This is a genomic window from Variovorax sp. 01T432, assembly GCF_056398605.1.
Map to the genome: position 1 here is coordinate 116,231 of NZ_JBFTPS010000007.1, position 24,355 is coordinate 140,585.

General features: G+C 69.3%; 25 protein-coding genes. 8 read left to right on the forward strand and 17 right to left on the reverse strand.

What is annotated here, in order from left to right:
* Nucleotides 1-59 precede the first annotated feature (59 nt).
* Nucleotides 60-737 (reverse strand): ankyrin repeat domain-containing protein, encoded by a 678-nt coding sequence (locus tag AC1DNF_RS08320; protein WP_478148095.1) that lies wholly within the window; start codon nt 735-737, stop codon nt 60-62.
* Between the two features lie 225 nt (nt 738-962).
* Here AC1DNF_RS08320 and AC1DNF_RS08325 point away from each other — a divergent pair, with 225 nt between their 5' ends.
* The 6 genes from AC1DNF_RS08325 to AC1DNF_RS08350 all read left to right on the forward strand — a co-directional run bounded on the left by AC1DNF_RS08325 (nt 963) and on the right by AC1DNF_RS08350 (nt 8,687).
* On the forward strand, nt 963-2,696 hold the full coding sequence (locus AC1DNF_RS08325; protein WP_478148096.1) for a PQQ-dependent dehydrogenase, methanol/ethanol family: 1,734 nt from the start codon (nt 963-965) through the stop codon (nt 2,694-2,696).
* A gap of 13 nt (nt 2,697-2,709) precedes the next feature.
* Nucleotides 2,710-3,321 (forward strand): c-type cytochrome, encoded by a 612-nt coding sequence (locus AC1DNF_RS08330; RefSeq protein WP_478148097.1) that lies wholly within the window; start codon nt 2,710-2,712, stop codon nt 3,319-3,321.
* Between the two features lie 22 nt (nt 3,322-3,343).
* Nucleotides 3,344-3,886 carry a cytochrome b gene (locus tag AC1DNF_RS08335; protein ID WP_478148098.1) on the forward strand — a complete coding sequence of 181 codons (543 nt, stop codon included), beginning with the start codon at nt 3,344-3,346 and terminating at the stop codon, nt 3,884-3,886.
* 39 nt (nt 3,887-3,925) lie between these two features.
* Complete coding sequence (locus AC1DNF_RS08340) at nt 3,926-4,885, forward strand: beta-propeller fold lactonase family protein (RefSeq protein ID WP_478148099.1); 960 nt, start codon at nt 3,926-3,928, stop codon at nt 4,883-4,885.
* Nucleotides 4,882-7,158, forward strand: coding sequence for a TonB-dependent receptor (locus AC1DNF_RS08345; RefSeq protein WP_478148100.1), 2,277 nt, complete (start codon nt 4,882-4,884; stop codon nt 7,156-7,158). The genes AC1DNF_RS08340 and AC1DNF_RS08345 overlap by 4 nt, the downstream gene beginning before the upstream one ends.
* A gap of 83 nt (nt 7,159-7,241) precedes the next feature.
* Nucleotides 7,242-8,687, forward strand: a complete 1,446-nt coding sequence (locus tag AC1DNF_RS08350; protein WP_478148101.1) for an NAD-dependent succinate-semialdehyde dehydrogenase — start codon at nt 7,242-7,244, stop codon at nt 8,685-8,687.
* 19 nt (nt 8,688-8,706) lie between these two features.
* Here the strand turns inward: AC1DNF_RS08350 and AC1DNF_RS08355 are convergent, their stop codons facing one another.
* From AC1DNF_RS08355 to AC1DNF_RS08365, 3 genes are read right to left on the reverse strand one after another with little or no spacing between them, the layout of a single operon-like run.
* Nucleotides 8,707-9,087 (reverse strand): c-type cytochrome, encoded by a 381-nt coding sequence (locus AC1DNF_RS08355; RefSeq protein ID WP_478148157.1) that lies wholly within the window; start codon nt 9,085-9,087, stop codon nt 8,707-8,709.
* A gap of 20 nt (nt 9,088-9,107) precedes the next feature.
* A complete protein-coding gene (locus tag AC1DNF_RS08360; protein ID WP_478148102.1) occupies nt 9,108-9,677 on the reverse strand; it encodes a ferritin-like domain-containing protein in 570 nt (189 codons plus the stop codon).
* A 38-nt stretch (nt 9,678-9,715) separates the two neighbouring features.
* Nucleotides 9,716-10,432 carry an RNA polymerase sigma factor gene (locus AC1DNF_RS08365; RefSeq protein WP_478148103.1) on the reverse strand — a complete coding sequence of 239 codons (717 nt, stop codon included), beginning with the start codon at nt 10,430-10,432 and terminating at the stop codon, nt 9,716-9,718.
* A gap of 86 nt (nt 10,433-10,518) precedes the next feature.
* On the opposite strand from AC1DNF_RS08365, the gene kdsA reads away from it, so the two are divergent.
* Nucleotides 10,519-11,370, forward strand: a complete 852-nt coding sequence (gene kdsA, locus AC1DNF_RS08370; protein ID WP_478148104.1) for a 3-deoxy-8-phosphooctulonate synthase — start codon at nt 10,519-10,521, stop codon at nt 11,368-11,370.
* 13 nt (nt 11,371-11,383) lie between these two features.
* Here kdsA and AC1DNF_RS08375 read toward each other — a convergent pair whose 3' ends face one another.
* Genes AC1DNF_RS08375 through AC1DNF_RS08410 form a run of 8 tightly spaced genes read right to left on the reverse strand, consistent with a single transcriptional unit; the run spans nt 11,384 to nt 18,309 of the window.
* Complete coding sequence (locus tag AC1DNF_RS08375; protein WP_478148105.1) at nt 11,384-12,667, reverse strand: MSMEG_0569 family flavin-dependent oxidoreductase; 1,284 nt, start codon at nt 12,665-12,667, stop codon at nt 11,384-11,386.
* Nucleotides 12,668-12,713: 46 nt separating this feature from the next.
* A complete protein-coding gene (locus tag AC1DNF_RS08380; protein ID WP_478148106.1) occupies nt 12,714-12,998 on the reverse strand; it encodes an MSMEG_0570 family nitrogen starvation response protein in 285 nt (94 codons plus the stop codon).
* Nucleotides 12,999-13,010: 12 nt separating this feature from the next.
* Nucleotides 13,011-14,183, reverse strand: a complete 1,173-nt coding sequence (locus AC1DNF_RS08385) for an MSMEG_0565 family glycosyltransferase (RefSeq protein WP_478148107.1) — start codon at nt 14,181-14,183, stop codon at nt 13,011-13,013.
* Nucleotides 14,176-15,174: a sll0787 family AIR synthase-like protein gene (locus AC1DNF_RS08390; protein ID WP_478148108.1), complete on the reverse strand. Its 999-nt coding sequence runs from the start codon at nt 15,172-15,174 to the stop codon at nt 14,176-14,178. The genes AC1DNF_RS08385 and AC1DNF_RS08390 overlap by 8 nt, the downstream gene beginning before the upstream one ends.
* Nucleotides 15,171-15,731 carry an MSMEG_0567/Sll0786 family nitrogen starvation N-acetyltransferase gene (locus AC1DNF_RS08395; RefSeq protein WP_478148109.1) on the reverse strand — a complete coding sequence of 187 codons (561 nt, stop codon included), beginning with the start codon at nt 15,729-15,731 and terminating at the stop codon, nt 15,171-15,173. The genes AC1DNF_RS08390 and AC1DNF_RS08395 overlap by 4 nt, the downstream gene beginning before the upstream one ends.
* Nucleotides 15,732-15,733: 2 nt before the next feature.
* Complete coding sequence (locus AC1DNF_RS08400; RefSeq protein ID WP_478148158.1) at nt 15,734-16,804, reverse strand: MSMEG_0568 family radical SAM protein; 1,071 nt, start codon at nt 16,802-16,804, stop codon at nt 15,734-15,736.
* The gene (locus tag AC1DNF_RS08405) at nt 16,767-17,813 is read right to left on the reverse strand and encodes a Nit6803 family nitrilase (RefSeq protein WP_478148110.1); all 1,047 of its coding nucleotides are present in this window, start codon (nt 17,811-17,813) and stop codon (nt 16,767-16,769) included. Before AC1DNF_RS08405 ends, AC1DNF_RS08400 begins: the two co-directional genes overlap by 38 nt.
* Before the next feature lie 13 nt (nt 17,814-17,826).
* Nucleotides 17,827-18,309, reverse strand: coding sequence for an MSMEG_0572/Sll0783 family nitrogen starvation response protein (locus AC1DNF_RS08410; RefSeq protein WP_478148111.1), 483 nt, complete (start codon nt 18,307-18,309; stop codon nt 17,827-17,829).
* Between the two features lie 340 nt (nt 18,310-18,649).
* On the opposite strand from AC1DNF_RS08410, the gene AC1DNF_RS08415 reads away from it, so the two are divergent.
* Nucleotides 18,650-20,041, forward strand: coding sequence for an aminotransferase-like domain-containing protein (locus AC1DNF_RS08415; protein WP_478148112.1), 1,392 nt, complete (start codon nt 18,650-18,652; stop codon nt 20,039-20,041).
* Between the two features lie 276 nt (nt 20,042-20,317).
* Here AC1DNF_RS08415 and AC1DNF_RS08420 read toward each other — a convergent pair whose 3' ends face one another.
* From AC1DNF_RS08420 to ruvX, 5 genes are read right to left on the reverse strand one after another with little or no spacing between them, the layout of a single operon-like run.
* Nucleotides 20,318-21,061, reverse strand: coding sequence for a lysophospholipid acyltransferase family protein (locus AC1DNF_RS08420; RefSeq protein WP_478148113.1), 744 nt, complete (start codon nt 21,059-21,061; stop codon nt 20,318-20,320).
* 16 nt (nt 21,062-21,077) lie between these two features.
* Nucleotides 21,078-22,358, reverse strand: coding sequence for a dihydroorotase (locus AC1DNF_RS08425; RefSeq protein WP_478148114.1), 1,281 nt, complete (start codon nt 22,356-22,358; stop codon nt 21,078-21,080).
* A complete protein-coding gene (locus tag AC1DNF_RS08430; RefSeq protein ID WP_478148115.1) occupies nt 22,355-23,317 on the reverse strand; it encodes an aspartate carbamoyltransferase catalytic subunit in 963 nt (320 codons plus the stop codon). The genes AC1DNF_RS08425 and AC1DNF_RS08430 overlap by 4 nt, the downstream gene beginning before the upstream one ends.
* Nucleotides 23,317-23,814 (reverse strand): bifunctional pyr operon transcriptional regulator/uracil phosphoribosyltransferase PyrR, encoded by a 498-nt coding sequence (gene pyrR, locus AC1DNF_RS08435; protein ID WP_478148116.1) that lies wholly within the window; start codon nt 23,812-23,814, stop codon nt 23,317-23,319. Before pyrR ends, AC1DNF_RS08430 begins: the two co-directional genes overlap by 1 nt.
* A complete protein-coding gene (gene ruvX, locus AC1DNF_RS08440) occupies nt 23,811-24,245 on the reverse strand; it encodes a Holliday junction resolvase RuvX (protein ID WP_478148117.1) in 435 nt (144 codons plus the stop codon). The genes pyrR and ruvX overlap by 4 nt, the downstream gene beginning before the upstream one ends.
* Nucleotides 24,246-24,355 lie beyond the last annotated feature (110 nt).

Below are 24,355 nucleotides of genomic sequence, written 5' to 3' on the forward strand. Positions count from 1 at the left end.
GGGGACCCGAACACGGCGGGTCGCCGAACGCAGGGCATGGACCGCGTCGCGACGCCCGTTCAGCGAAGACCTGCCGAGAGCGCCTCCGCTTCCTTGCCGGCGCCGCGCGCGATCTCGAGGGCCGTCAGGCCGCGGTCGTCGCGCAGGCTCGTATCGGCGCCGCGCGCCAGCAGCAGCCGGACGGCCTCGGGCTGCCCCTGGCCGGCCGCCCACATGAGCAGCGTCAGCTTGTGCTCGTAGGTGGCGTTGACGTCGATGCCGGCTGCCAGCAGCGCACCGAGCGCCTCGGCCTTGCCCTGCGCCGCCGCATACACGGCAGCCGGCTTGTTCATGCGGTCCACCGGGTCGGCGCGGGCGCCCGCGGCCAGCAGGCGCTTCACGACCTCGGCATTGCCGCCGTAGCTGGCGGCCATCAGCGGCGTGACACCCTCGATCGACGCCAGGTTGACGTTGGCACCGGCATCGATCAGCGCCGCCACCATCTCCGCATTGCCCTTCTCGGATGCGATGTAGAGCGCGGTCCTGCCGAAGCGATTGCGAGAGTCGACAACGGCTCCTTCGGCGAGCAGGTGCCGGACTTGCGTCATCTCGCTTTGCCGCGCCGCGACGAGGAGCTGCGCGTTGGCGTTCGGATGCGTCTCGGGCTGCGCGGCGGCTTGCGCGACGCATGCCCCTATAAACGCGGCGGCGGCCCAGCGCATCAGGGTCATCACGGGCCTTGCGGTCGATCGAATCATTTCCTTGTCCCCCATCAACGAATTCTGCAACCCACCCAAACATCCCTCTGTTCAGTGGACATCAATAGAGCTACGCTTGCAAGCGAGGCAAGACGGATATGAACTCCCTATGAGGAGGCACCCGCCAGCAGACGCTCCCCACCGTCACTGCGCGTTGCCTTGCGGTACCCGGCTCCCGGACCGCAGCGGTGGACAAGGGCATCAAATAAGCCCGAGGAGACCTGCATGCATCGACTCAAGCTCCCGCACGAAGGCAATCGGTCGCTCGTTGCCATCGCCACCCTGCTCTGTCTGTCCGGCGCTGCCCTCGGCCAGACGGAGATTGCCGGACAAGCCGGCGCCACCGGCGCGCCGGTGCCCAAACCGATCTCCGTGTCGCAGCGCCAGCTCGATGCGGCCACCGGGGACTCGGCGAACTTCCTGCTCTCGAACATGAACTATGCGCAGACGCGGTACTACCCGGCGGCGCAGATCAACACCGCCAATGTCGCCAGGCTCCGGCCGGCCTTCACCTTCCAGACCGAAGTCCTCGAGTCGATGGAGACCGCGCCCATCGTCGTCGACGGCATCATGTACATCACGACCTCCTACAACCATATCTACGCGCTGGACGCGGTGACGGGCAAGGAGTTCTGGCACTACAAGCACAAGATGGGTCCGGTCACGACCTACTGCTGCGGCCCGAACAATCGCGGGGTCGCCATCATGGGCGACGTCCTCTACATGGGCACGCTGGACGCCAAGCTGATGGCCTTCGATGCGAAGAGCGGCAAGGTGCTCTGGTCGGTGCAGATCGGCGACCCCGAAGCCGGCTATTCGGAGACGATGGCGCCGGTGGCGGTCGACGGCAAGGTGCTGATCGGCACCAACGGCGGCGAGTACGGCATCCGCGGCTTCGTGAAGGCTTACGACGCCAAGGACGGCAAGCTGCTGTGGACATTCGACACGGTGCCCGAGAAAGGCCATGAAGGCGTGTGGGCCACCAAGGATGCGACCCAGCGAGACCTGCACCGCGACATCGCCGCCGAGAAGGCGCAGCTCGCCAAGAGCGCCGACTTCTACAAGACACTGGGCGGCGGCGTGTGGATGGCGCCCGCGGTCGACAAGGAGAGCAACACGGCCTTCTTCGTCGTCGGCAATCCGAGCCCCGATCTCTACGGCGCCGAGCGCCCCGGCGACAACCTCTACACCGACTCGATGGTGGCGGTCGACCTCAACACCGGCGCCTACAAGTGGCACTTCCAGTACGTGCCGCACGACGTATGGGACCTGGACGCGGTCTCCCCGGTGATCCTGACCGATGCCATGGGCAAGGACGGCAAGATGCGCAAGGTCGCCATCCATGGCGGCAAGACGGGCCACGTCTACGTGCACGATCGCGCCACCGGCGAGCTGATCCGCTTCAGCGAAGCGATGATCCCGCAGGAGAACATGTGGGTGCTGCCGACCAAGGACGGCGCGCGCATGCTGCCGGGCGCGAACGGCGGCGTCGAGTGGAGCCCGATGGCCATCAATCCGAAGCTGCGCATGGTGTATGCCGCGAACCTGCACCAGCCCATGACCTACCACGTCGAGGAAGCCAAGTACCCGGGCGGCAAGCTCTGGCTGGGCGGCGCCTTCAAGGTGATTCCGGACGAGAAGCAATGGGGCCGGCTGGCCGCCGTCAATCTCGACACCGGCAAGGTGGCCTGGAAGTTCGACACCGAGCAGCCGCTGATCGGCGGCGTGCTCGCCACCGCCGGCAACCTCGTCTTCAACGGCGAGGGCAATGGGCTGTTCCGGGCCTTCGATGCCAAGACGGGAAAGAAGCTCTGGGAGTACCAGTGCGGCGCCGGCGTCAACGCGCCAGCCGTGTCGTACATGGCCGCGGGCAAGCAGTACGTCGCGGTGGCGGCCGGCGGCAACACGCAGCTGGACTACAAGCGCGGCAATTCGGTCTACGTGTTCGCGCTGCCCTGAAGTTGAAACGGCCTTGGCTCGCACCGATACCACACAGCGCTTCGCAGTGATCGCCGCCATGGCGCTCGCGCTGTGGGCGGGCGGCCCCGCGCGAGCGCAGGGTCCGGCGCCCGCGGCGCTTCCCATGCCGGCCAAGGCCGCCACCTGCGCCGCGTGCCACGGACTGGAAGGCAAGCCGCCGCTGCAGGCTGCCTATCCGATCCTGGCCGGGCAGACGTCCCGCTACCTCTACCTCCAGTTGAAGGACTTCCAGGAGGGTCGCCGGTCGAACGAGCTGATGACGCCGATGGTCGCGGGAATGACGCGCGACGAGATGCACGAGCTGTCGGACTACTTCGCCAGCCTGAAGCCGCCGCGCCAGAGCTTCGCCGCCGACGCGCGAAAGGCCGCGCAGGGCAAGCTCAAGGCGGACGAGACCCTTTGCACCATGTGCCACCTGGGCGGCTTCACCGGCCAGAACGAGATCCCGCGCGTGGCGGGGCAGAACTACGACTACATCGTCAAGCAGCTCACCGACTTCAAGACGCGGCGGCGAACCAACGACGCCGGCAACATGACGAGTGTCGCCAACACGCTGAGCGACCAGGACATCGAGAACCTCGCCCACTACCTGGTCGGGCTCTGAGCCGATGCGGTCGATGCGCGACATGCCACCCGCCGGCCCATCGCAGCACTACACTCGCACCGCCGTGTCCTTGCACTGGCTGATCGGCCTGGCCCTGCTGGGGCAGATCGCCTTTGGATTCCTTCTGGACAGCATCGCCCCGCGCGGGACACCCGCGCGCAGCGGCACCATCAATCTCCACAAGTCCTTCGGCATCGTGCTGGCCGTGCTGATCGGCGCCCGCCTGGCATGGCGCCTGTCGCACCGTCCTCCCGCATGGCCGGCCTCCATGGACCCCTGGGAGCGCCAGGCGGCGCGGGCGGCTCACCGGGCCCTGTACGCATGCATGCTCCTGATGCCGCTGTCGGGCTTCACCGCGTCGAACTTCAGCCGCTTCGGCATCCGCTTCTTCGGCATTCAGTGGGCGTCCTGGGGGCCGGACTCGCCGCGGCTCTACGCGGTCTTCAGCGGCATCCACCTCGCGACCGCCTATGTGTTCTGCGCGCTGATCGCGGTCCACGTGCTCGCCGCCCTCAAACATGCGCTGGTCGATCGCGACACCGTCTTCTCGCGCATGTTGTTGTAGCGGCGCCCGGCCGCCCCTTGTTTCGCACCAGGAGTCCGCATGTCACGTCGTCGAAGCTTCCCGCGCCTGTTCGTGTTCTCCTGCTCGCTCGTCCTGTCGATGGCCACGGCCGCGGCGGCCACCTTCGCCTATGTGCCCAACGAAGGGTCGGGCACCCTCAGCGTGATCGACACCGAGACCGACAAGGTGGTGGCCGACATTCCCGCCGGCAGCAAGCCGCGCGGCACCGCGGTCAGCACGGACGGGCGCACCGCCTATGTGAGCGACCAGCCGAACAACCGGCTTGTGACGATCGACCTCGAGAAGCGGGCGATGTCCGGCAGCATCGACCTGGGTGAATCGCCGGAGGGTGTCGGCATCTCGCCGGACGGCCGCTGGGTGGCGGTCGCGGTGGAGGAATCCAACGACGTCGTCTTCGTCGACACCCGCACCAACCGGAAGGCCTTCACGGTGACGGTGCGCGGCAAGAACCCGGAGCACGCGGTCTTCTCGCCCGACGGACGCCATGTGTTCGTGAGCGCGGAGGAAGGCGAGGCGGTCGACGTCATCGACCTCGACAAGCGCGCGCAGGTCGCGCAGGTGCCGGTCGGTGCCCGGCCGCGGGGCATCGGCTTCTCGCCGGACGGGCAGCGCGCCTACGTTGCCGCCGAGAACGCCGACGAGGTGTACGTGATCGACGCCGCGCGCTTCACCATCCTGCGTACCATCCGCGCCGGCAAGCGCAGCAACGGCATCGCGGTGCATCCCGACGGCAAGCGGGTCTTCGTGTCGAACGGCGGCGAAGCGAGCGTGTCGGTGATCGATGTGGCCAGCGGCACGGTCGTCGCCACGATCCCCGTCGGGCAGCGGCCGTGGAACATGGCGCTCACGCCCGACGGCAAGAAGCTGTACGTCGCCTGCGGCCGCTCGGGCAGCGTCACGGTGATCGACACCGACCGCAGGCAGCGGCTGCTCGACGTTCCCGTCGGCAAGCTGCCGTGGGGCGTCGCCATTCGATGAAGGCGCTGCTCCTGGCGGCCTTGGTCCTTCCGGGGACGGCACTGGCGCAGGCCGACGATGAAGAGGACCGCGTGCGCTCCCTGTCCACGGTCGAGGTGATCGGCCAGACCCCGCTGCCGGGCGGCATCTACCTGTCGCGGGACGCGTACCCCGGGAACGTGCAGGTGGAAGACGACGGCGCCATCGAGCGGGCGCACAGCGCCAACCTGCCGGACTTCATGAGGCAGCAGATGGGCAGTATCAGCGTCAACGAGATCCAGGGCAGCCCGTTCCAGCTCGACCTGAACTACAGGGGCCACCGCCTCTCTCCGCTGCTGGGCTCCTCGCAGGGGCTGTCGGTCTATGTCGACGGCGTGCGCTTCAACGAGGCGCTCGGCGACGTCATGAACTGGGACCTGTTGCCCGAAGCGGCGATCTCGACGCTGACCCTGGTGCCCGGCTCCAATCCACTCTACGGCCTCAACACGCTGGGCGGCGCGCTGGTGCTGACCACCAAGTCGGGCCTCACGCACCCGGGCACCGAGATGGATCTGTCGGTGGGCAGCTTCGGCCGGCGCCGCCTGGACTTCGGCCACGGCGTCCAGTGGGGCGAGGGTTGGCACGGCTACGTGGCCGCGACGCTGTTCGACGAGGACGGATGGCGCCAGCGCTCGCCGGGACACCTGGGCAATCTCTTCCTCAAGCTCGGACGCGAGACGGCGGGCACCGACTGGACCCTGAGCTACAGCCATGCGAGCAGCCAGCTCGCGGGCAACGGACTGGTCAGCGAGGGCCTGTACGCCGCGGACCGCGGCGCGGGCTACACCTTCTCCGACACCACCCGCAACAGCGCCGACTTCCTGGCCTTCAGCGCCAGGCACACGCTCGACGCGCGGGACCAGCTGTCGGTGTCGGCGTGGTACCGACGCTCGAAGCGAGAAGGCAGCAACGGCGACATCAACGACGCCTGGTCCGATTGGCTGCAGGGCTGCGAATCGGCGCCGCAATCGCCGGCCTGCAGCGATCCCAACGACCCCGGCTACATCACGCACACCGCGGTGATCAACCGGACGTCGACCCGGCAGCGCGGCGCCGGCGCGGGCCTCCAGTGGTCGCGCAACACCGATACCCATCGCATGGCCCTCGGTACCGAGATCATGGCCAACCGCACGAGCTACGACCAGTTCGAGCAGGAAGGCTTCTTCGACGCGTCGCGCGTCGCCTCGGCCGACCCCTCGGCGCCCGAAGAACAGTCGGTCGCCCTGCGCGGCAGGAGCCGCACCTTCAGCATCTTCGCCACCGACGTCATCGCGCTGACGCCGCAAACCCATCTCACGCTCTCGGGCCGATGGAACCAGACCCGCCTGAGCAACGAGCTCGGCACGCCCGCGCCCCTGGTCGGCGAATCCTTCACCTACGGCAAGTTCAATCCGGCACTCGGCCTGACCCATGCCCTGGACGCGGGCTGGAACCTGTTCGGCAGCCTGTCGCAAGGCACCCGCGTGCCCACCTCCATCGAGCTGGGCTGCGCCGACCCGGCCCGGCCCTGCACCCTGCCCACGGGACTGCAGGCCGACCCGTACCTCCGGCAAGTGGTCGCGCGCACCCTGGAACTGGGCATCCGGTCCCGCGCGGGCCAGGGGCTCCAGCTCTCGGGCGCCCTGTTCAGGACGGCGAGCCGGGACGACATCCTCTTCGTGCGCTCCGGCACTTCGCAGGCGGGCTACTTCACCAACGTCGGCCAGACCTTGCGGCAGGGCCTGGAGCTGTCGGCGCGCTGGCGCGGCAAGGAATGGCAGTGGTATGCGCACTACACCTACCTGCGCGCGACCTACGAGAGCACCGAGACGCTGCCCGGCCCGCTGAGCACACCGCAGCAGCCCAACCTCGTGCTGCCGGGCGCCCGCATCGCCGGGCTGCCCGGCCAGCTGCTCAAGCTGGGCGTCGAATGGCGCGCGACGGGCGCCCTTCGCCTGGGCGCCGATGTGCTGGTCTCGGGCTCGCAGGTCGTCGCCGGCAACGAGAGCGGCAGCCGCCCCGAGCTCGGCCGCATCGGCGGCAGCGCGATCGTCAATGCGCGCGCGAGCTGGCAGATCGATCCGCGCTGGCAGGCCTACCTGCGCATCAGCAACCTCACGGACCGGCGCTCGGCGAGCTACGGTGCCGGCAACCTCGATCTCTTCCCCGGCGGGCGCCCGCTGCAGCCGGGCGAGCAGGCGCAGCCCGCGCTCTTCCTGGCGCCGGGCGCGCCACGCGCGGCGACGGTGGGCGTGCGCTACGAGTGGGATCGGTGAGGCGCGGGCACTTTGCCGATAATGCTCCAGCTCCGCCGCGCGCGGAACGCGCCAACATCCCCGAAGTTTCCAAGGACCCCGACATGACCCCAACCAGCTACACCGACACCCGACTGCTGATCGATGGTGTGTGGTGCGACGCCGCGAGCGGCAAGACCCTGAACGTGATCAATCCCGCCACGGGCAAGGCCATCGGCAAGGTGGCCCATGCGGGCATCCCCGACCTCGACCGCGCCCTGGCGGCCGCGCAACGCGGCTTCGAGGCCTGGCGTCGCATCCCGGCCAACGAACGCGCCACCACCATGCGCAAGGCCGCCGGCCTGCTGCGCGAACGCGCCGCCGAGATCGCCGGCCTGCTGACGCAGGAACAGGGCAAGCCCTTCGCGGAAGCGCGCGGCGAGGTGCTGGCCGGCGCCGACATCATCGAGTGGTTCGCCGACGAAGGCCGCCGCGTCTACGGCCGGATCGTGCCCTCGCGCAACCTGGCCGCGCAGCAGCTGGTCATCAAGGAAGCGCTCGGCCCGGTGGCGGCCTTCACGCCGTGGAACTTCCCGATCAACCAGATCGTGCGCAAACTCGGCGCGGCGCTGGCCAGCGGCTGCTCCTTCCTGGTCAAGGCGCCGGAGGAAACCCCCGCCTCGCCCGCGGCGCTGCTGCAGACCTTCGTCGATGCGGGCGTGCCCGCGGGCACGGTAGGCCTGGTGTTCGGCGACCCGGCGGAGATCTCGAACTACCTGATCGCGCATCCCATCATCCGCAAGGTGACCTTCACCGGCTCGACCCCCGTGGGCAAGCAGCTGGCCGCGCTGGCCGGCGCCCACATGAAGCGCGCGACCATGGAGCTGGGCGGCCACGCCCCGGTGATCGTGGCCGAGGACGCCGACGTGGCCCTGGCCGTGAAGGCTTCGGGCGGCGCCAAGTTCCGCAACGCGGGCCAGGTCTGCATCTCGCCCACGCGCTTCCTGGTGCACAACAGCATCAAGGAAGAATTCGCCAAGGCCATGGTCAAGCACGCCCAGAGCCTGAAGCTGGGTGACGGCCTGGCCGAAGGCACGACGCTCGGCCCGCTGGCCAACGCCCGCCGCCTGACGGCGATGGCGAAGGTGATGGACAACGCCCTGGCCACCGGCGCGAAGATCGCGACCGGCGGCGAGCGCATCGGCTCCGAAGGCAACTTCTTCGCCCCCACCGTGCTGACGGACGTCTCGCTGGAAGCCGACGTGTTCAACAACGAGCCCTTCGGCCCGGTGGCCGCGATCCGCGGCTTCGACACGCTCGAGGAAGCGATCGCCGAAGCCAACCGCCTGCCCTTCGGGCTGGCCGGCTACGCCTTCACGAAGTCGATCAAGAACGCGCATCTGCTCTCGCAGCAGATGGAAGTGGGCATGCTGTGGATCAACCAGCCCGCCGCGCCCTCGCCGGAGATGCCTTTCGGCGGGGTGAAGGATTCGGGCTACGGCTCCGAAGGCGGCCCCGAAGCCATGGAGGCCTACCTGGTCACCAAGGCCGTGTCGATCATGGCGGTCTAGCGGCCGGCGGGCGCGGCGTTCAGGGCGCCCGCGCCTTGCATTCGGGCGAGCCGCCGGCCTGCTCGAGGTAGGCGATCAGGTCCGCCCGGTCCTTCCGGTCGGGCACGCCGTCGTAGGTCATGGCGGTGCCCGGCACCATCTTGAGCGGGTTCGCCAGGAAGAGGTCGAGGGTCTTCTCGTCCCACACGATCCTGGCCTTCTTCATGGCCGGCGAGTAGGCGAACCCGGGCACGCTGCCGGAGAGCCGCCCGAAGAGGCCGCAATGACGCGGCCCCACGCGATCCGTGGCAAGCGCATGGCAGGCGAGGCAGCGCGCATAGACCTGCTCGCCGCGCAGCGCATCCGGCGCGCACTGCGCCGATGCGGCTGCGAGGATCGCCATCGCGCCCGCCAGTGCCATGCGGCCCCAGCGGCGCGTGCTCACGACATGAATGCCGAAGGAACCGGCACCTCGCCCAGGGCCTGGCGCAGCACGGCCCAGTGCATCGCCTCGTCGCCCAGGATGCTCGCGGCGGCCTTGGCCAGATCGCGGTTGCCGAACAGCGGCACCGCGCCCAGGTAGGCGCTGACCGCGCCCTGCTCCAGCTTGGCGGCGAAGCGCAGCACGTCGGCCTGCGACTTCAGCTGCTCGACGGGGAAGTCGTACTTCGCCTTGGCCGTCACGGCCTTGCCGCCCAGCTTGGCGACGGTTTGTTCCAGCAACTCCGCATGGGCCTTGTGATGGCCCTGGAAGCTCAGCGCGAGGTCGAGCACCGGCTTTTCCAGCAGCTTGCTCTCGGCGCCGACCTGGTAGGCCGCGATGGCTTCGAGTTCGGCGCCCAGCGCCGTGTTGAGGATCTGCACATCGCCCTTGGTGGCGCCGCCGGCCTTGGCGGCCAGTGCGTCGTTGCCGGCCAGCAGCGCGACCGCGGCACCGGACAGCAGCAGACCGGAACGGCCCAGGAACAGGCGCCGCGCGGCGACAGGTGTGGGCATCAGAAAGAACGACATGAAATCTCCTCGTGGGTAAGAAAAACGGGATTCGGGAATCAGGGCTTCGGATCGGGTTCGCGCGCCGGCAGGGAGGCCATGACGCGCGCGATGATCTGGTCGCAGCGCGCGCCGTCGAAGCCGAACGCACCGCCCATCGCGATGTCGACCTCGCGCGACAAGGCCTCGCGCAACAGGCCGCGGGCGCGAAAGAAGCGCGTGCGCACGGTGGCCTCCGGGATCTGCAGCGCGGCCGCCACCTCCTCGATGCTCAGGTCCTCCACCGCCCGCAGCACGAACACGGTACGGAAGGCCTCGGGCAGGGCGTCGATGCCGGCTTCGATCAGGCCGCGCATCTCGCCGCGCATGGCCTGGCGTTCCGGTTGGGCATTGGCGTCGGCATGCATCCAGGTCTCCCCTTGGGTCTCGGACGCTTCGATGGCGGCGTCCAGCGGAATGATTTGCGCACTGCCATCCCGACGGATGCGGCCCAGGGCTTCGTTGACGACGATGCGCACCAGCCAGGTCGACAGCCTCGCATCCGCCCTGAAGCCCGCGAGCGCACGCCAGGCGCGCAGATAGGCTTCCTGCACTGCTTCCTGCGCCTCCTCGTCGTTCCGCAGGATGCTGCGCGCGGTGCGGAACAGCAGGCGGTTGTGCCTGCGCATGATCTGCTGGAAGGCGTCGGCCTCGCCCCGTGCCGCGCGTGCCGCGAGTTCGGTGTCGGTCGGCGGCTGCGAAGGCTGTGCGCCGGGAATGGTTTGAATGTCTTGCATGGCTGACCCTTGTGCCCATTGGATGGAGGCCGGCGGCGTCCTGTTCCCAAAGTCCGAGAATGCACGCTCGACGACCGGAGAACCCCTTGACCACCATCACCATCCAATCAACGCTCGAAGTCAGCAACAGCGGCGGCTTCGTGCTGTTCGGCGGCATCAACGTGCTCGAATCGCGGGACCTGGCCCTGCGCAGCGCGCAGGAATACGTGCGCGTCACGCGCAAGCTGGGCATCCCCTACGTCTTCAAGGCGAGCTTCGACAAGGCCAACCGCTCCTCGATCCATTCGTACCGCGGGCCCGGGCTCGAAGAGGGACTGAGGATCTTCGAGGCCGTGAAGGACGCCTTCGGCGTGCCCCTCATCACCGACGTGCACGAGCCCTGGCAGGCGCAGCCCGTGGCGGAGGTGGTGGACGTGCTGCAGCTGCCGGCCTTCCTCGCGCGCCAGACCGACCTCGTCGTCGCGCTGGCGAAGACGGGCAAGGTCATCAACATCAAGAAGCCCCAGTTCCTGAGCCCGTCGCAGGTGCTCAACATCGTGGAGAAGTTCAAGGAAGCGGGCAACGAGCAGATCATCCTGTGCGACCGCGGCACCTGCTTCGGCTACGACAACCTCGTGGTGGACATGCTGGGCTTCGGCGTGATGAAGAAGGTGACAGGCGACCTGCCCGTAATCTTCGATGTGACCCACGCGCTGCAGCAGCGCGAGGCCGGCGCGGCGGCCTCGGGCGGCCGGCGCGAACAGGTGGCCGAGCTGGCGCGCGCCGGCATGGCGCTGGGCCTGGCCGGCCTGTTCCTGGAGGCCCATCCCGATCCGGCGAACGCCCTGTGCGACGGCCCCAGCGCCTTGCCGCTGGACCAGCTGGAGCCCTTCCTCGCCCAGATCAAGGCGCTGGACGACCTGGTGAAGTCCTTCGCGCCCTTGCAGATCCGCGCCTGAGGCTGGCGCCGCCTCAGGCGAAAGCCGGCGCGGCCAGCGACGTCACGGGCACACCGGCGCGCCGCCGGGCCTCGATCTGTTCCGCCAGATACGCGGCATCGCGCGCCACGCCGGAGAAGCGCCCCGAGCCCCAGGTGTGCAGCCACGGAAGCCCGAGGAAATAGAGCCCCGCCTGATGCGTCACGCCGCGCAGGTGCACCGGTTCTCCACGCCCGTTGAACACCGGCGCGTCGACCCAGGCGAAGTCCGGCAGGAAGCCGATGCACCACACCACGCTCGTGATGCCCGCGGCGCGCAGGCTCAGCGCGGTGCGCTCCTCGGCGGGCTCCCACACGGGGACGTACGGCTCGCCGGGCGGTGCGTCGATGCCGCTCTTGTCGATGAACTTGTCGATGGAGGCGTTGATGCCGTTGTAGGTCCGGTCCGCCTGGTCCAGATGCTCGCGCAGGTTGGGCTGGAACTCCAGCAGGTCGCCGTCGAGGCCGGTGAGCTGCCCGTAGAGCTCCATGCCCTCCAGCGCGAAGCGGCGCAGGTCGATGTCGCGTCCGCCGTCGCGGCCGGTCACGTAGTGGTTGGTGTTGTCGCGCACGCCTTCGCGCAGCGGATGCTGCGTGACCGGCATGTCGTAGTAGTTCATGTCCGCGAGCCAGTCGACCACATCCTTGCCGCGGTAGAAGCGCGCGCAGCGCGGCGCGTTGCCGGTGGCGAGGTGGACCTTTCGCCCCGCGAGGTGCAGGTCTTCGGCGATCTGCGCGCCGGACTGGCCGCAGCCCACCACCAGCACCGCGCCCTCGGGCAACTGCGCGGGGTTGCGGTATTGGGCCGAGTGATACTGGGTCACCGAGGCCGGCAGGCGTTCGGCCATGCGCGGCACTACCGGCTTGTGATAGCCGCCCGAGGCGATCACCACCTGGTCGGCGGTAAAGCGGCCGGCGCTGGTGTCGACTGTGTAGCGCTCCGCCTCGCCGGCGCGCGACACCTTCTCCACGCTCACGCCCTCCAGCGCGGGCGCCTGGACCTGCTCGACGAAGCCGGCGAGCCAGGTGTTGATCTCGTCCTTGACCATGAAGCCATGCGGATCGTTGCCGGCGTAGGGCCAGCCGGGGAGATTGCACTGCCAGTTTGGCGTGACGAGGCAGAACGAGTCCCAGCGCTGCGTGCGCCAGGTGTGGACCAGGCTGCGCTTCTCGATGACGAGGTGGTCGATGGCGCGCTGCTGAAGGCAATGGCTCAGCGACAGGCCGGCCTGGCCGCCGCCGACGATGACGACGCTGTAGTGGGTGGTAGTGGGAGACATGGTGCGGCTCCTGTTCGTGGATGGGGCTTGAAGAAGCGTTCGATGTTCAGTCGAAGGCGGTGACGGTGACCTGCGCATCGGGCAGTTGGCCGAAGCGCCCGGCGATGGCCTCGATCTCGGCCAGCTGGTCCATCGCCTGCGAGCAGGCGAAGCCGTACTTCGCGCGCACGCGCTCGGAGGCGATGCCGAGCGCCTCGCGCGAGCGGCTGACGAAGTCGTCGAGCGCATAGCGCTGGCCTGGGGACAGGTAGTCCCGGATCACGAGCGAAGGCGAATAGCAGCGCGTCTCGCTCTGGTCGGGCCAGCGGACGCTGAAATGCATGACGGGCATGGTGTGTGTTCCTCAGTGATATCGGTAGAGCTGGAGGTGGCGCTCGGCACTCGCGCGCCAGCTGAAGCGCCGGGCCAGACGTTCGGATGAGCGCGCGATGCGGTCCGCGGATGGGGCGGCGAGCGCCTTCGCGAGCGCCCGCGCGATCGAGGCCGGATCGAAGGGGTCGGCCCAGCTGCAATCGCCCTCCTCCAGGTGTTCGGTGAAGGGCTCGATGCGCGAGACGACGACCGGCACGCCGCTGGCGAGCGCCTCCAGCACCACCAGGCCGAAGCCTTCGCGCAGCGAGGGCATGGCGACGACGTCGGCCAGGCGATAGAGGCCCGGCATGTCCTGGTCGGCCAGGGGCCCGGTGATCAGCAGCGGCAATCCGGGGCCGATGGGGAGCCCGGCGTCGCGCGCGAGCGCGGCGAAATCGCGCGCGTACTGCGTGTGGTCGAGCAGGCTGGCGCCGCCGGCGATCACGAGCTGGGCGTCCATGCCGCCGGCGCGCAGGCCGATGAAGGCCTGCAGCAGYCGCAAGGTGTTCTTGCGCTCTTCCACGCCACCGACGGCCAGCAGCACCGGGCCTTCGGCGCGGATGCCGAGCCCGCGGGCCAGCGCCGCATCCGCCGTCGAAGGCATGGGCGTGAAACGCTCGGCGTCGATGCCGTTCCAGACTTCCTGCGCGGCGACGCCGTGCTGCCGGGCGAGCACGTCGCGCCACATGCGGCTCGGGCAGAACACCTGGCTGGCCTGCGTGAAGGCGCGTTCCTGCCAGCGCATCAACCGTTCGTCGGCGAAGTCGTCGAGATGATGGACGGTGCGCGTGAAGCCGCCGATGAGCCCGCGCGATGCCAGCGTGGCCAGCGCGTTGCCGCCGATGCCGTCGTGGCAATGCAGCACGTCGAAGCGCCGGCGCGCGAGCAGGACCGAGAGATGGGCGACATAGGCCTCGATGCGCTGCGCCACCATCTCGACCATGTCGCGCGGCGTGCCGCCGACAGGCACGAGTTCGGTGGCGCAGCGCACGGGCCGGAAGAAGTCCTGGCCCGGGGCGGCGGGCGCCATCACCGTGACCTCGTGCCCCGCATCGTGCAGCGCATGCGCGAGTTCGATGGTGTGGACCACGCCGCCGCGCGGGTTGACCGAATGCGTGAGCAAGCCGATCTTCATCGGCCCGCGGGTCGCCGTGCCGTCATGCATGCGCCGTCTGCGCAGAGGCAGCCTCGCGGATGAAAGCATCGCGGTTCAGGTCCCAGAGCCGTTCGCGCTCGGCGCCTTGCTTCAGGACCAGCGTGCGCGTGTCGTCGACCCGTCCGACCACGGCGCAGGCGAGGTCGCGCGCGGCGAAGCGCGTGAGCACGCGCCCCAGGTTCTCGGGCCGCACGCTCAGGATGAAGCCGTAGCTCGGGAAGGAGCTCAGCCAGCGCGGCAGAGGCACGCCGGCAGGGCGCGGAATGGCGTCCAGGTCGATCACCGCGCCGACGCCGGAACATTCGAGCAGCATCAGCGCCGTGCCGATGGCGCCGGCCATGCTGATGTCCTTGGCGGCATCGCACAGGCCCGCCTCCGCGAATTGCGGCAGGAGCTCCAGGTCGCCACGCAGGCGTTCGGGCGGCGCGGTGGTCGATGCGTTCCAGTAGGGAAAGGGCTCCTCGTAGGCCCCGCGCAGGTCGACGGCCATCACGAGCGGGTCGCCGGGCCGCGCCGCGAAGCTGCTCAGCAGCTTCTGCGCGCGTCCCAGGATGGAGACCGCCAGCTGCGGGCGCGGGCTGCGGTTGTTGCTGTGGCCGCCGACGATGGGCACGGCGTAGGCCGCCGAGGCCCGCGCCATGCCGCTCAGCATCTGCGATGCGGTGTCCATGCCCGCGCTCCACAGGGCGTTGACCACGGCGGTGGGGCGTCCGCCCATGGCGTAGATGTCGCTCACGTTGACCATCACGCCGCAATAGCCGGCGAACCAGGGCATGCGCTCGATGAAGTCTTCCACCAAGCCTTCGATGGCGAAGAGCAGGTAGCCGCCCTGCCCGTCCGGTATCGCCGCGCAGTCGTCGCCCACGGGAACGGCCTGCGCCAGGTCGGCCGCGCCGCCCGGCAGCGCGGCGCCGAGGGCGCGGACGATGTCGCTGATGTCGCGCTTGTGGGCGAAGCCGCGGCTGTCGCGCAGCGCGCGGGCGATGTCGGAGAGCGTCATGCCGGCCTCCTGGCGCGGGAGACGAAACCGCTCACCGGGTCGTGGCACGGCGGATAGAAGCCCAGGTCCGCCTGCATCTCGGCATGCGGCCGGCCATGGATGGCCAGCTCGCGCAGCGATCGCCAGTGCAGCTTGCGAAAGAGCGGCACGTTCTGCGATTGCACGTGCGCGAGAAAGGTCTGGCAGCCTTGCGCATGCGCGCGCGACACGGCCAGCCGGATCAGTGTCGCGCCCAGGTGCCCCTGGCTGCGGAAGGCCGGATGCACCGCCAGGCGCGAGCCCCACCACAGGCCCGGCGCCGCCTCGTGGATGCGCACCGTGCCCACCACTTGGTCGGGCATGCCGCCGACGCAGGACATGGCAACCAGCAGCTGCGCATGCCCGTCGATCGCGTCGCGGTCGTCGCCGGTGAAGATGCCCTGCTCGATGCAGAACACGGCGCGGCGCAGGGCGTGCGCTCCATCGCGCTCCCAGGCCTGCGCGGCCTCACGCACGAGGAACCCGGCGGGCGCGTAGAGCGCCGGCGGCTCGACGACATCATCGATGATGCAGGACATGCTCAGCTTTCGTAGACCGAGAGTGAAGAGCAGGCGCCGCACTTGCCGCAGCCGGCCTTGATGTCGCTGGCGCGCAGGTTGGCGGCCGCGACGCGCTGGCCCAGCGGCTGCAGGATCGACTTCATGAACTCCGGCGAAGGAGCGGGATGGTCTTCCAGCGGCGTGCCGCTGATCGGCACGAAGGGCACCACGAAGGGATACACGCCGAGCGCCAGCAGCCGGTCGCAGGTCTCCAGGATCGCCTCGCGCGTGTCGCCGAGGCCCGCCAGGATGTAGGTGCTGACCTGCCCTCTTCCGAACACGCCCACGGCCGCCTCGAAGGCCGTCATGTAGCGCGAGATCGGCACGCTGGCCTTGCCGGGCATGATGCGTTCGCGCACCTCGGGCGTCACGACTTCGAGGTGCATGCCGAGCGTGTCGATGCCGGCCGCCTTCATGCGATGGAACCACTGGTCGTCGTCCGGCGGCTCGCACTGGCCCTGGATCGGAATGTCGACCGCCGCCTTGATCGCGAAGGCGCTCTCGCAAAGAATCCGGGCGCCCCGGTCGGTCGCGTTCGGCGTGCCGGTGGTGAGCACCATGTGCTTGACGCCGTCGAGCAGCACCGCCGCGCGCGCGACTTCGGCGAGCTGTTCCGGTGTCTTGCGCGCCACGGTGCGCCCTGCCGCCAGCGACTGCCCGATCGCGCAGAACTTGCAGCTCTTCCTGCGGCTCTCGTAGCGGATGCAGGTCTGCAGCACCGTGGTGGCGAGCACGTCCGAGCCGTGCAGCGTCGCGATGTGCGAATAGGGCACGCCGTCGAAGGTCTGCATGCCGTAGAAGCGCGGCTGGCTGGGAAAGCTGATGCTCGCGATCGGGATGCTGCCGCGCGTGAGGGTGCTGCGGCCCTGCGCGTCAGGCGCCTGGGCCGTGAAGGGCGAGTTCCACGCCGTCGAGGTGTGGACCGGCACCATGATCGTGTGGCCGTCGACGGTGACGGCCTTGTGGTCCGACGGTCCCGCGCCGCCGCGGCGGCTGGAGGCGCCGGCGCCCGGATCAACCAGCCGCAACCCGAAGGACTGCAACTCGGTCATCAGTTGCCTGCTCGATGGAATGTCGGTCGTGCTCATGGGGGGTGCTCCCGGTGTCGAAGGTTGAAGGACCCGGCCGCGCCATGGGCTGCGTGGTGGTGGCGGGACGGTCGTTGAGCGCGAGGCTCAGGAGTTCGGGCCGGGCGTAGTGGCCGACCGAATCCATCATGCGTTTGCGCTTGGTGATGAGCGCCATGTCGAGGTCGGCGATCACCATGCCCTCGCCCTCGGTGAGCGGCGTGGCGAGGTGCTTGCCCTCGGGCGAGACGATGGCCGTGTGGCAGCCGCCGCGCAGTGCCTTCTGCAGGCCCGCGTCGGGGGTGATGGCGCCGATCTGCGCCTCGGTCAGCCAGCCGGTGGCGTTGATCACGAAGCAGCCCGACTCCAGCGCATGGTGGCGGATGGTCACTTCCATCTGCTCCGCGAAGATCGGTCCGACCAGCGAGCCCGGGAACTGCGCGCAGTGGATCTCTTCATGCTGGGCCATCAGGCTGTAGCGCGCCAGCGGGTTGTAGTGCTCCCAGCAGGCCAGCGCGCCGACGCGGCCCACCTGCGTATCGACCACCTTGAGCCCGGCGCCGTCGCCCTGGCCCCAGATCATGCGCTCGTGGTACGTCGGCGTGATCTTGCGGCGCTTGAGCACCAGGCTGCCGTCGGCGTCGAACACCAGCTGCGTGTTGTAGAGGCTGCCATGGTCGCGTTCGTTCACGCCGAGCACCACGACCATGCCGCGGGCCCGTGCGCGCCCGGCGACCGCCGCCGTCACCGGGCCGGGCACCACTACCGATCGCTCCATCAGCCGGATGTGGGCCGGCCCCTGCAGCACCGGCGGCTGCACGAAGGAGAAGTACGGGTAGTAGGGCACGAAGGTCTCGGGAAAGACCACGATCCGCGCGCCCTTGGCGGCCGCCTCGTCGATGGCCTCGCACACCTTGTTCAGCGTGCCGTCGTGGCTGTCGAAGTCGGGCGCGATCTGGACCGCGGCGGCTCGGACGATGCGTGAGGAACTCATGGCGGCGCCCGCCTCACAGGGTCCAGGTGTCCAGGATCACCGCGCCGGCCTTCTTGTGCAGCAGCACGATGTCGAGCACGTCGAGCGGGTTGATCGGCACGATGCCGGGGATCAGCGCGCCTTCGCCGTGGCCGTAGAGCGCCTGCAGCGCGAAGCGGCAGGCGTAGACCTTGCCGCCCTCTTCCATGAACTTGGTGATCTGCTTGTTGAAGTTCTGGTGGCCCGGGAAGGCCTCGTCGCCGAGCGTCGGAAAGCCGCGCTGCACGCCGAGCGTGACGCCGGGGCCATAGAGCAGGACCGAGGTCTCGTAGCCCTTGCGCTTGAGGCGCGTGGCCTGCAGCAGGTTGACGAAGCCGATGGAGCCTTCGAACGCGACCGTGTGGAAGGTGACCAGGGCTTTCTCGCCCGGTTCGGCCTTCACGTCCTCGAAGACTTTCTCTTCGTAGTCGACGAGATGTTCGCCGGTGAGGTTCGCGGGTTTGGTGACTTTGGGCATGCGGTTGCTCCGGTAGAGGTGTGAATGAATGAGGTTGCGCGCCCTCCGAATTCGCACGCTCCGTGCCACTGCCCGACGGGCTCGATGCGATCAAGCTGCGATCAATCAGCTGCGATGCGGCGCGGGCGCCACGCAGAATTTTTCGGCACCCGCCGCGAGGGGCTTCAGCGGGCTTGCGGCGGCTCGTTTCGCACTCGATTGATGCATTCGCCATGCGATCAATGCACCCGATCAATGGCGCTTCATGCACACGATCCATGCACGGCGCTCCTCGCAGCCCGGCACGCTTCATGCGTTCAACTTCCCATCCCGATGCAATCAATGGATGCGATCAACTGCCATGAACAAGACCACCCTGCAATGGCAGAAGCGGCTGGAAACCAGCGACAAGCCGGCCTATCTCCTGCTGGCGGATCTGATCGCCGACGACATCCGCACCGGCCGCCTGACCGCGCGCGACAAGCTGCCGACGCTGCGTGACCTGGCGGCGGATCTGCGGCTGAACTACACGACGGTCGCGCGTGGCTATGCCGAGGCACGCAAGCGCGGCCTGATCGACTCGCGCTCGGGCACCGGTACCTTCATCCGCGGCAGCAGCCCGAGCCTGCCGCTGCGCGGCGGCGGCGGCGCCGAGATGACGATGAACCTGCCGCCGGAGCCGCAGGACGCGACCCTGCTCGACAGAATGCGCCAGAGCGCCAGCCGCATCCTGGCGGACGCGAACATGTACGACCTGCTGCGCTACCAGGACTTCGGCGGCACGCCGCGCGACCGCGAAGCCGGCATGCAATGGATCCGGCCGCGCGTGCCCGATTGCCGGCTCGACCAGATGCTGGTGTGCCCCGGCATCCACAGCGTGCTGACCGCCCTGTTCTCGCAGCTCGCGCGGCCGGGCGAGCTCATCTGCGTGGAGGCGCTGACCTACCCCGGCGTGAAGGCCATCGCGACGCAGCTGGGCATCCAGCTGCATGCGCTGCCGCTCGACGAGGAGGGGCCGATGGGCGAGTCCTTCGAGCATGCCTGCAGGACGCTGCGGCCCAAGGCGCTGTACTGCAACCCCACGCTCAACAATCCCACCACCGCGACGATTTCGCGCGCGCGCCGTGAAGCGCTGGCAGACATCGCGCTGCGCTACGCCGTCCCGATCATCGAGGACGACGCCTACGGGATGCTTCCGCGCCAGGTGCCGCCCGCGATCGCCACGCTCGCGCCGGACCTGACCTACTACATCACCGGCTTCTCGAAGACGCTGGGCGCGGGGCTGCGCAACGCCTATGTGCGCTCACCCAGCGCGCGGCAGTCGCAGCGCCTGGCGGGCGCCCTGCGCGCCACCACCGTGATGGCTTCGCCCATCACGAACGCCCTCGCGACATTGTGGGTCGAGGACGGCACGGCCGAGGCGATGCTGCAGGCGATGCGCAACGAGTCGGCGGTGCGGCAGGGACTGGCGGGCAAGCACCTGGCCGCCTACGGCATCGCGGCGCAGAGCGAAGGCTTCCATCTCTGGCTGCCCTTGTCGTCGGCCTGGAGCACGGTGGAATTCGCCTCCTACCTGCGCACGCAGAACGTCGGCGTGGTGGCGAGCGCGGCCTTTTCGACCGACGGCACGCCGCCGGAGGCCGTGCGCATCTGCCTCGGCGGCCCGATGTCGCGCGACGCGTGCGACCACGCGCTGCGCCTGATCGCCGACACGCTGGCGCACCCGCTGCACCCGCATGCGACGGTGATGTAGCCCTGTCGCGCCGGGCGCTTCCTGTAGGCAGTGGCCCACGCGCTCCGATTGCGTTATCCGGCAATCGCCACGCGAGCGGGCGGCTAGGCTGAACGCACACACACCAACCGGAGAACCCTCATGAAAAGTATCGTCCTGTGGCTCTGCGGCGTGCCGCTCATCGTGATCATCGGACTGAAGGTCTTCGGGGTTTTCTGAGCGACGATTCCTCCTCCCGGCGCTACCCAGCGCCGTTGTACAGCGCCCCTTCGGGGGCGCTTTTTTGCGTGCGAGGGTTCAGTGCGTCTCGCGGCGAAGCGTCTGCACGTCGCCGTGCAGCGCCTGCGCCCAGGCCCGGCGATCGCGCCCGGCCGAGGGCTGCGGCTCGCCGAAGCGCACGATCGCCAGCAGCGGCGGCGCCTTGAGCGTGTTCCAGAGCGAGGCCGCCAGGGTGTCGTCGCCGATGTAGCGCGGCGCATGGCTGGTTTCGCCGGTGGCCGCGTCGGCGAAACGAATGGCGGCCGGCTGCACCGGCGCCCCCGCCGAGATGGCGGCCTGCAGCAGGTTGGCGTGGAAGGGCAGCAGGGTATGGCCGTCGCTCGTCGTGCCTTCGGGAAACACGGCGATCAGGTCGCCGGCGCGCAGCGCCTCGGCCATGTGATGCACCACGCGCACCGCATCGCGGCGGCGTTCGCGCTCGATGTAGAGCGAGCCGGCGCCGTTGGAGAGCGTGCCGATCACCGGCCAGCCGCCGATGTCCGACTTGGAGACGAAGCGCACATGGCGCGCCGCGTGGATCGTGAGGATGTCGAGCCACGACAGGTGGTTGCACACGATCAGCATCGGCCCCTGCTCGGGCGGCGTGCCCTGCACGGTGAGGCTGATGCCCATCAGTGTCAGCATCCGGCGCGCCCACTGCTGCACGTGCAACTCGCGCTCGGCCACGGACAGGCGAGGGAACTTCGTGCGGATGGTCCACCAGCCGCCGAACGCGTGCGTCAGGGCGCGCAGCAGCTTCACGGAGACGGTCAGGAAATGCATCGCCCGGAGTATCGGCCTAGCCGTGCACCCGGCGGCCGCCCACGAGCGTGAAGCGCGCCTGACCGCGCAGCGCATAGCCGCCGAAGGGCGTGTGCTTGCCCTGGCTCCTGAGCGCCCCGGGGCGCACCTGCCATTCGAGCGCGGGGTCGACGATGCAGATGTCCGCCGGCCCGCCCACCGCCAGCTGCCCCACCCCTTCGGCATGGGCGCCCAGCAGCTTCGCAGGCGCCGCGCTCACGACCTCGATCGCGCGCGCCAGGCCGGCGCCGCTGCGCTCGCCCCATTGCAGCGCGAGCGGCAGCAGCAGTTCGAGCCCGGTGGCGCCGGGTTCGCTTTCGGCGAAGGGCAGGGTCTTGGCGTCTGCCTCCACCGGCGTGTGGTCGGACACCAGCGCGTCGATGGTGCCGTCGGCCAGCGCGGCCGAGAGCGCATCGCGATCGCGCTGCTGGCGCAGCGGCGGCTGGAGCCGCGCGCGGCTGTCGAAGAAACCGATGTCGGTATCGACCAGGTGCAGCGAGTTGATGCTGACGTCGCAGGTGAGCGGCAGGCCTTCGGCCTTGGCCGCGCGGACCAGCGCGACGCCGCCCGCGCTCGACAGGCGGCAGAGGTGCACACGCGCGCCTGTGCTGCGCATGAGTTCGATGATCGTGAAGATGGCGATGGTTTCGGCGGCAGCCGGGATGCCGGACAGCCCGAGCCGCGTCGCGAGCGGGCCGCTGGCGACGACGCCCTGGCCGAGATCGCGCTCCTGCGGCCGCAGCCACACGGAGTAGCCGAAGGTGCTGGCGTACAGCAAGGCGCGCTGCAGCACCTGGATGTTGCCGAGCGCGACATCGGCCTGGCCGAAGCCGATGCAGCCGGCCTCCGTCAGTTCGACCATCTCGGTGAGCACTTCGCCGGCCAGGCCGCGCGTGAGCGCGCCGAGCGGAAAGAGGCGCGCGCGCCGCATCTTCTCGGCGCGGAACTTGAGCATCTCGACCAGGCCGGGCTCGTCGAGCACGGGGTCGGTGTCGGGCGGGCAGACGAGGCTGGTGACGCCGCCGGCGACGGCGGCGGCCATCTCGCTCTCCAGCATGCCTTCATGCTCGTAGCCGGGCTCGCGCAGCCGGGCGGCGAGATCCACCAGGCCAGGGACGACGAGGCAGCCCTGCGCATCGAGCGTCTGGTGGGCGCGGAAGTCGCTGCCCGCGTCGCCGATGGCGAAGACCTTGCCGTCGGCCAGCGCCACGTCGGCCTGGCGATCGAGGCCGCAGGCGGGGTCGATGACGCGGCCGTTGGTGATCAGGACATTGCTCATGCTTCGTTCCCCGCGACGATGCTCATGACGGCCATGCGGATCGCGATGCCGAAGGTGACTTGCGGCAGGATGACGCTCTGGCGGCCGTCGACCACGGCGGAGTCGATCTCCACGCCGCGGTTGATGGGCCCCGGGTGCATCACGATGGCATCGGGTTTGGCGAGCTGGAGCTTCTCGGGCGTGAGGCCGTAGGTCTTGAAGAATTCCTGCGACGAGGGCAGCAGCGCGCCGCTCATGCGTTCGTTCTGCAGCCGCAGCATGATGATGACGTCGCAGTCCCGGATGCCCTCTTCGAGCGTGTGGCACACACGCACCCCCATCTGCGCCATGTCGGCGGGCACCAGCGTCTTGGGGCCGACCACGCGCACTTCGGCGCAGCCGAGCGTGGTGAGGCCGTGGATGTCCGAGCGCGCGACGCGCGAATGCAGCACGTCGCCGACGATCGCGACGCTGAGGTTCGCGAAGTCCTTCTTGTAGTGGCGGATGGTGTACATGTCGAGCAGCCCCTGCGTGGGGTGCGCGTGACGCCCGTCGCCCGCGTTGACCACGTGCACGTGCGGTGCGACGTGCTGCGCGATCAGGTAGGGCGCGCCGGATTCGCCGTGGCGCACGACGAAGAGGTCGGCCGCCATCGCGCTCAGGTTGGCGATGGTGTCGAGCAGCGACTCGCCCTTGGTCGCGGAGGAGCGTGCGATGTCGAGGTTGATGACGTCGGCCGACAGCCGCTTGGCCGCGATCTCGAAGGTGGTGCGGGTGCGCGTGGAGTTCTCGAAGAACAGGTTGAACACGCTCTTGCCGCGCAGCAAGGGCACCTTCTTGACCTCCCGGTCGCTCACGCTGGTGAAGTTGACGGCGGTGTCGAGGATGTGGGTGACGATGTCCCTGGGCAGGCCTTCAATGGACAGAAGGTGGATCAGTTCGCCGTTCTTGTTGAGTTGCGGGTTGCGCTTGTAGAGCATCAGTTGCTTTCCTCCACTTGCAGGCTGAGGGCGCCCTTGTCGTCGCGGGCGAGCGCGAGCGACTGCGAGGCCGGCAGCGTCAGCCGCGCGGCGGCGAAATCCGCCGCCACGGGCAGCTCCCGCCCACCGCGATCGACCAGCACCGCGAGCCGGACGCAGGCTGGCCGGCCGAAGTCGAACAGTTCGTTGAGCACCGCGCGGATCGTGCGGCCGGTGTAGAGCACGTCGTCGAGCAGCAGCACGTCGGCGCCGTTGACGTCGAAGGGCAGCGTGGTGTGGGCGCTGGCGGTCAGTCCGCGGCGCGCGAAGTCGTCGCGGTGCATGGCCGAGGAAATGACGCCGGGCGCGCCGGGCAGGCCCAGGTCTTTCTGCAGCCGCTCGACCAGCCAGGCGCCGCCGGAGGTGATGCCGACCAGGCGCGTGTTCTCGCGCATCAGGGGTTTCACGCCGCGCAGCAGTTCGAGGTAGAGCGCTTCGGCGTCGGGGATCGGATTCACGGCAGGCTCCTCAAGAACTGCTCCAGGATGATGCACGCCGACGCGGCGTCGACATCGCGCGCGCCCGAGGCCAGCGCCTCGGTGGTGCTGTAGCGCTCGTCGACCTCGTAGACGGGCAGCCGGAAGCGGCCCCTGAGCTGTCGCGCGAAGCGCTGGGCGGCGCGCGTGTTGTCATGGGGCGCGCCGTCGGGGTGATAGGGCACGCCGATGACCAGGGCGTCGGGCTGCCACTCGCGGATGCGGGCTTCCACCTGCGCGAAGCGCGCGTCGCCCTCGGCCTTGATGGTGGCCTGCGGCGTCGCCGTTCGCAGCAGCCGGTTGCCGCTCGCGACGCCCGTGCGTTTCTGGCCGAAGTCGAAGCCCAGGAAGCTTTGGAAATGCGAAGGAACAGGGGTGGCGCCAGCGGCGGAAGATGTGTCGTCGCCCGACATCGCCAGTCCGCTCACCGACGCGCCCCACCCGCCCAACCCCATCCGCAAGACGGCCGCCCCGCGCCCGAACGTGCCCTCCCCAGGGGGCCGCCGCGCACGGCCGCCCGAAG

Bases quoted from the DNA above. Each gene is read 5' to 3' on its own strand.
- AC1DNF_RS08320 (WP_478148095.1), bottom strand. From the start codon at position 737: ATGATTCGATCGACCGCAAGGCCCGTGATGACCCTGATGCGCTGGGCC.
- AC1DNF_RS08325 (WP_478148096.1), top strand. From the start codon at position 963: ATGCATCGACTCAAGCTCCCGCACGAAGGCAATCGGTCGCTCGTTGCC.
- AC1DNF_RS08335 (WP_478148098.1), top strand. From the start codon at position 3,344: ATGCCACCCGCCGGCCCATCGCAGCACTACACTCGCACCGCCGTGTCC.
- AC1DNF_RS08340 (WP_478148099.1), top strand. From the start codon at position 3,926: ATGTCACGTCGTCGAAGCTTCCCGCGCCTGTTCGTGTTCTCCTGCTCG.
- AC1DNF_RS08345 (WP_478148100.1), top strand. From the start codon at position 4,882: ATGAAGGCGCTGCTCCTGGCGGCCTTGGTCCTTCCGGGGACGGCACTG.
- AC1DNF_RS08350 (WP_478148101.1), top strand. From the start codon at position 7,242: ATGACCCCAACCAGCTACACCGACACCCGACTGCTGATCGATGGTGTG.
- AC1DNF_RS08355 (WP_478148157.1), bottom strand. From the start codon at position 9,087: ATGGCACTGGCGGGCGCGATGGCGATCCTCGCAGCCGCATCGGCGCAG.
- AC1DNF_RS08360 (WP_478148102.1), bottom strand. From the start codon at position 9,677: ATGTCGTTCTTTCTGATGCCCACACCTGTCGCCGCGCGGCGCCTGTTC.
- AC1DNF_RS08365 (WP_478148103.1), bottom strand. From the start codon at position 10,432: ATGCAAGACATTCAAACCATTCCCGGCGCACAGCCTTCGCAGCCGCCG.
- AC1DNF_RS08375 (WP_478148105.1), bottom strand. From the start codon at position 12,667: ATGTCTCCCACTACCACCCACTACAGCGTCGTCATCGTCGGCGGCGGC.
- AC1DNF_RS08380 (WP_478148106.1), bottom strand. From the start codon at position 12,998: ATGCCCGTCATGCATTTCAGCGTCCGCTGGCCCGACCAGAGCGAGACG.
- AC1DNF_RS08390 (WP_478148108.1), bottom strand. From the start codon at position 15,174: ATGACGCTCTCCGACATCGCCCGCGCGCTGCGCGACAGCCGCGGCTTC.
- AC1DNF_RS08395 (WP_478148109.1), bottom strand. From the start codon at position 15,731: ATGTCCTGCATCATCGATGATGTCGTCGAGCCGCCGGCGCTCTACGCG.
- AC1DNF_RS08400 (WP_478148158.1), bottom strand. From the start codon at position 16,804: ATGACCGAGTTGCAGTCCTTCGGGTTGCGGCTGGTTGATCCGGGCGCC.
- AC1DNF_RS08405 (WP_478148110.1), bottom strand. From the start codon at position 17,813: ATGAGTTCCTCACGCATCGTCCGAGCCGCCGCGGTCCAGATCGCGCCC.
- AC1DNF_RS08410 (WP_478148111.1), bottom strand. From the start codon at position 18,309: ATGCCCAAAGTCACCAAACCCGCGAACCTCACCGGCGAACATCTCGTC.
- AC1DNF_RS08415 (WP_478148112.1), top strand. From the start codon at position 18,650: ATGAACAAGACCACCCTGCAATGGCAGAAGCGGCTGGAAACCAGCGAC.
- AC1DNF_RS08420 (WP_478148113.1), bottom strand. From the start codon at position 21,061: ATGCATTTCCTGACCGTCTCCGTGAAGCTGCTGCGCGCCCTGACGCAC.
- AC1DNF_RS08425 (WP_478148114.1), bottom strand. From the start codon at position 22,358: ATGAGCAATGTCCTGATCACCAACGGCCGCGTCATCGACCCCGCCTGC.
- AC1DNF_RS08430 (WP_478148115.1), bottom strand. From the start codon at position 23,317: ATGCTCTACAAGCGCAACCCGCAACTCAACAAGAACGGCGAACTGATC.
- ruvX (WP_478148117.1), bottom strand. From the start codon at position 24,245: ATGTCGGGCGACGACACATCTTCCGCCGCTGGCGCCACCCCTGTTCCT.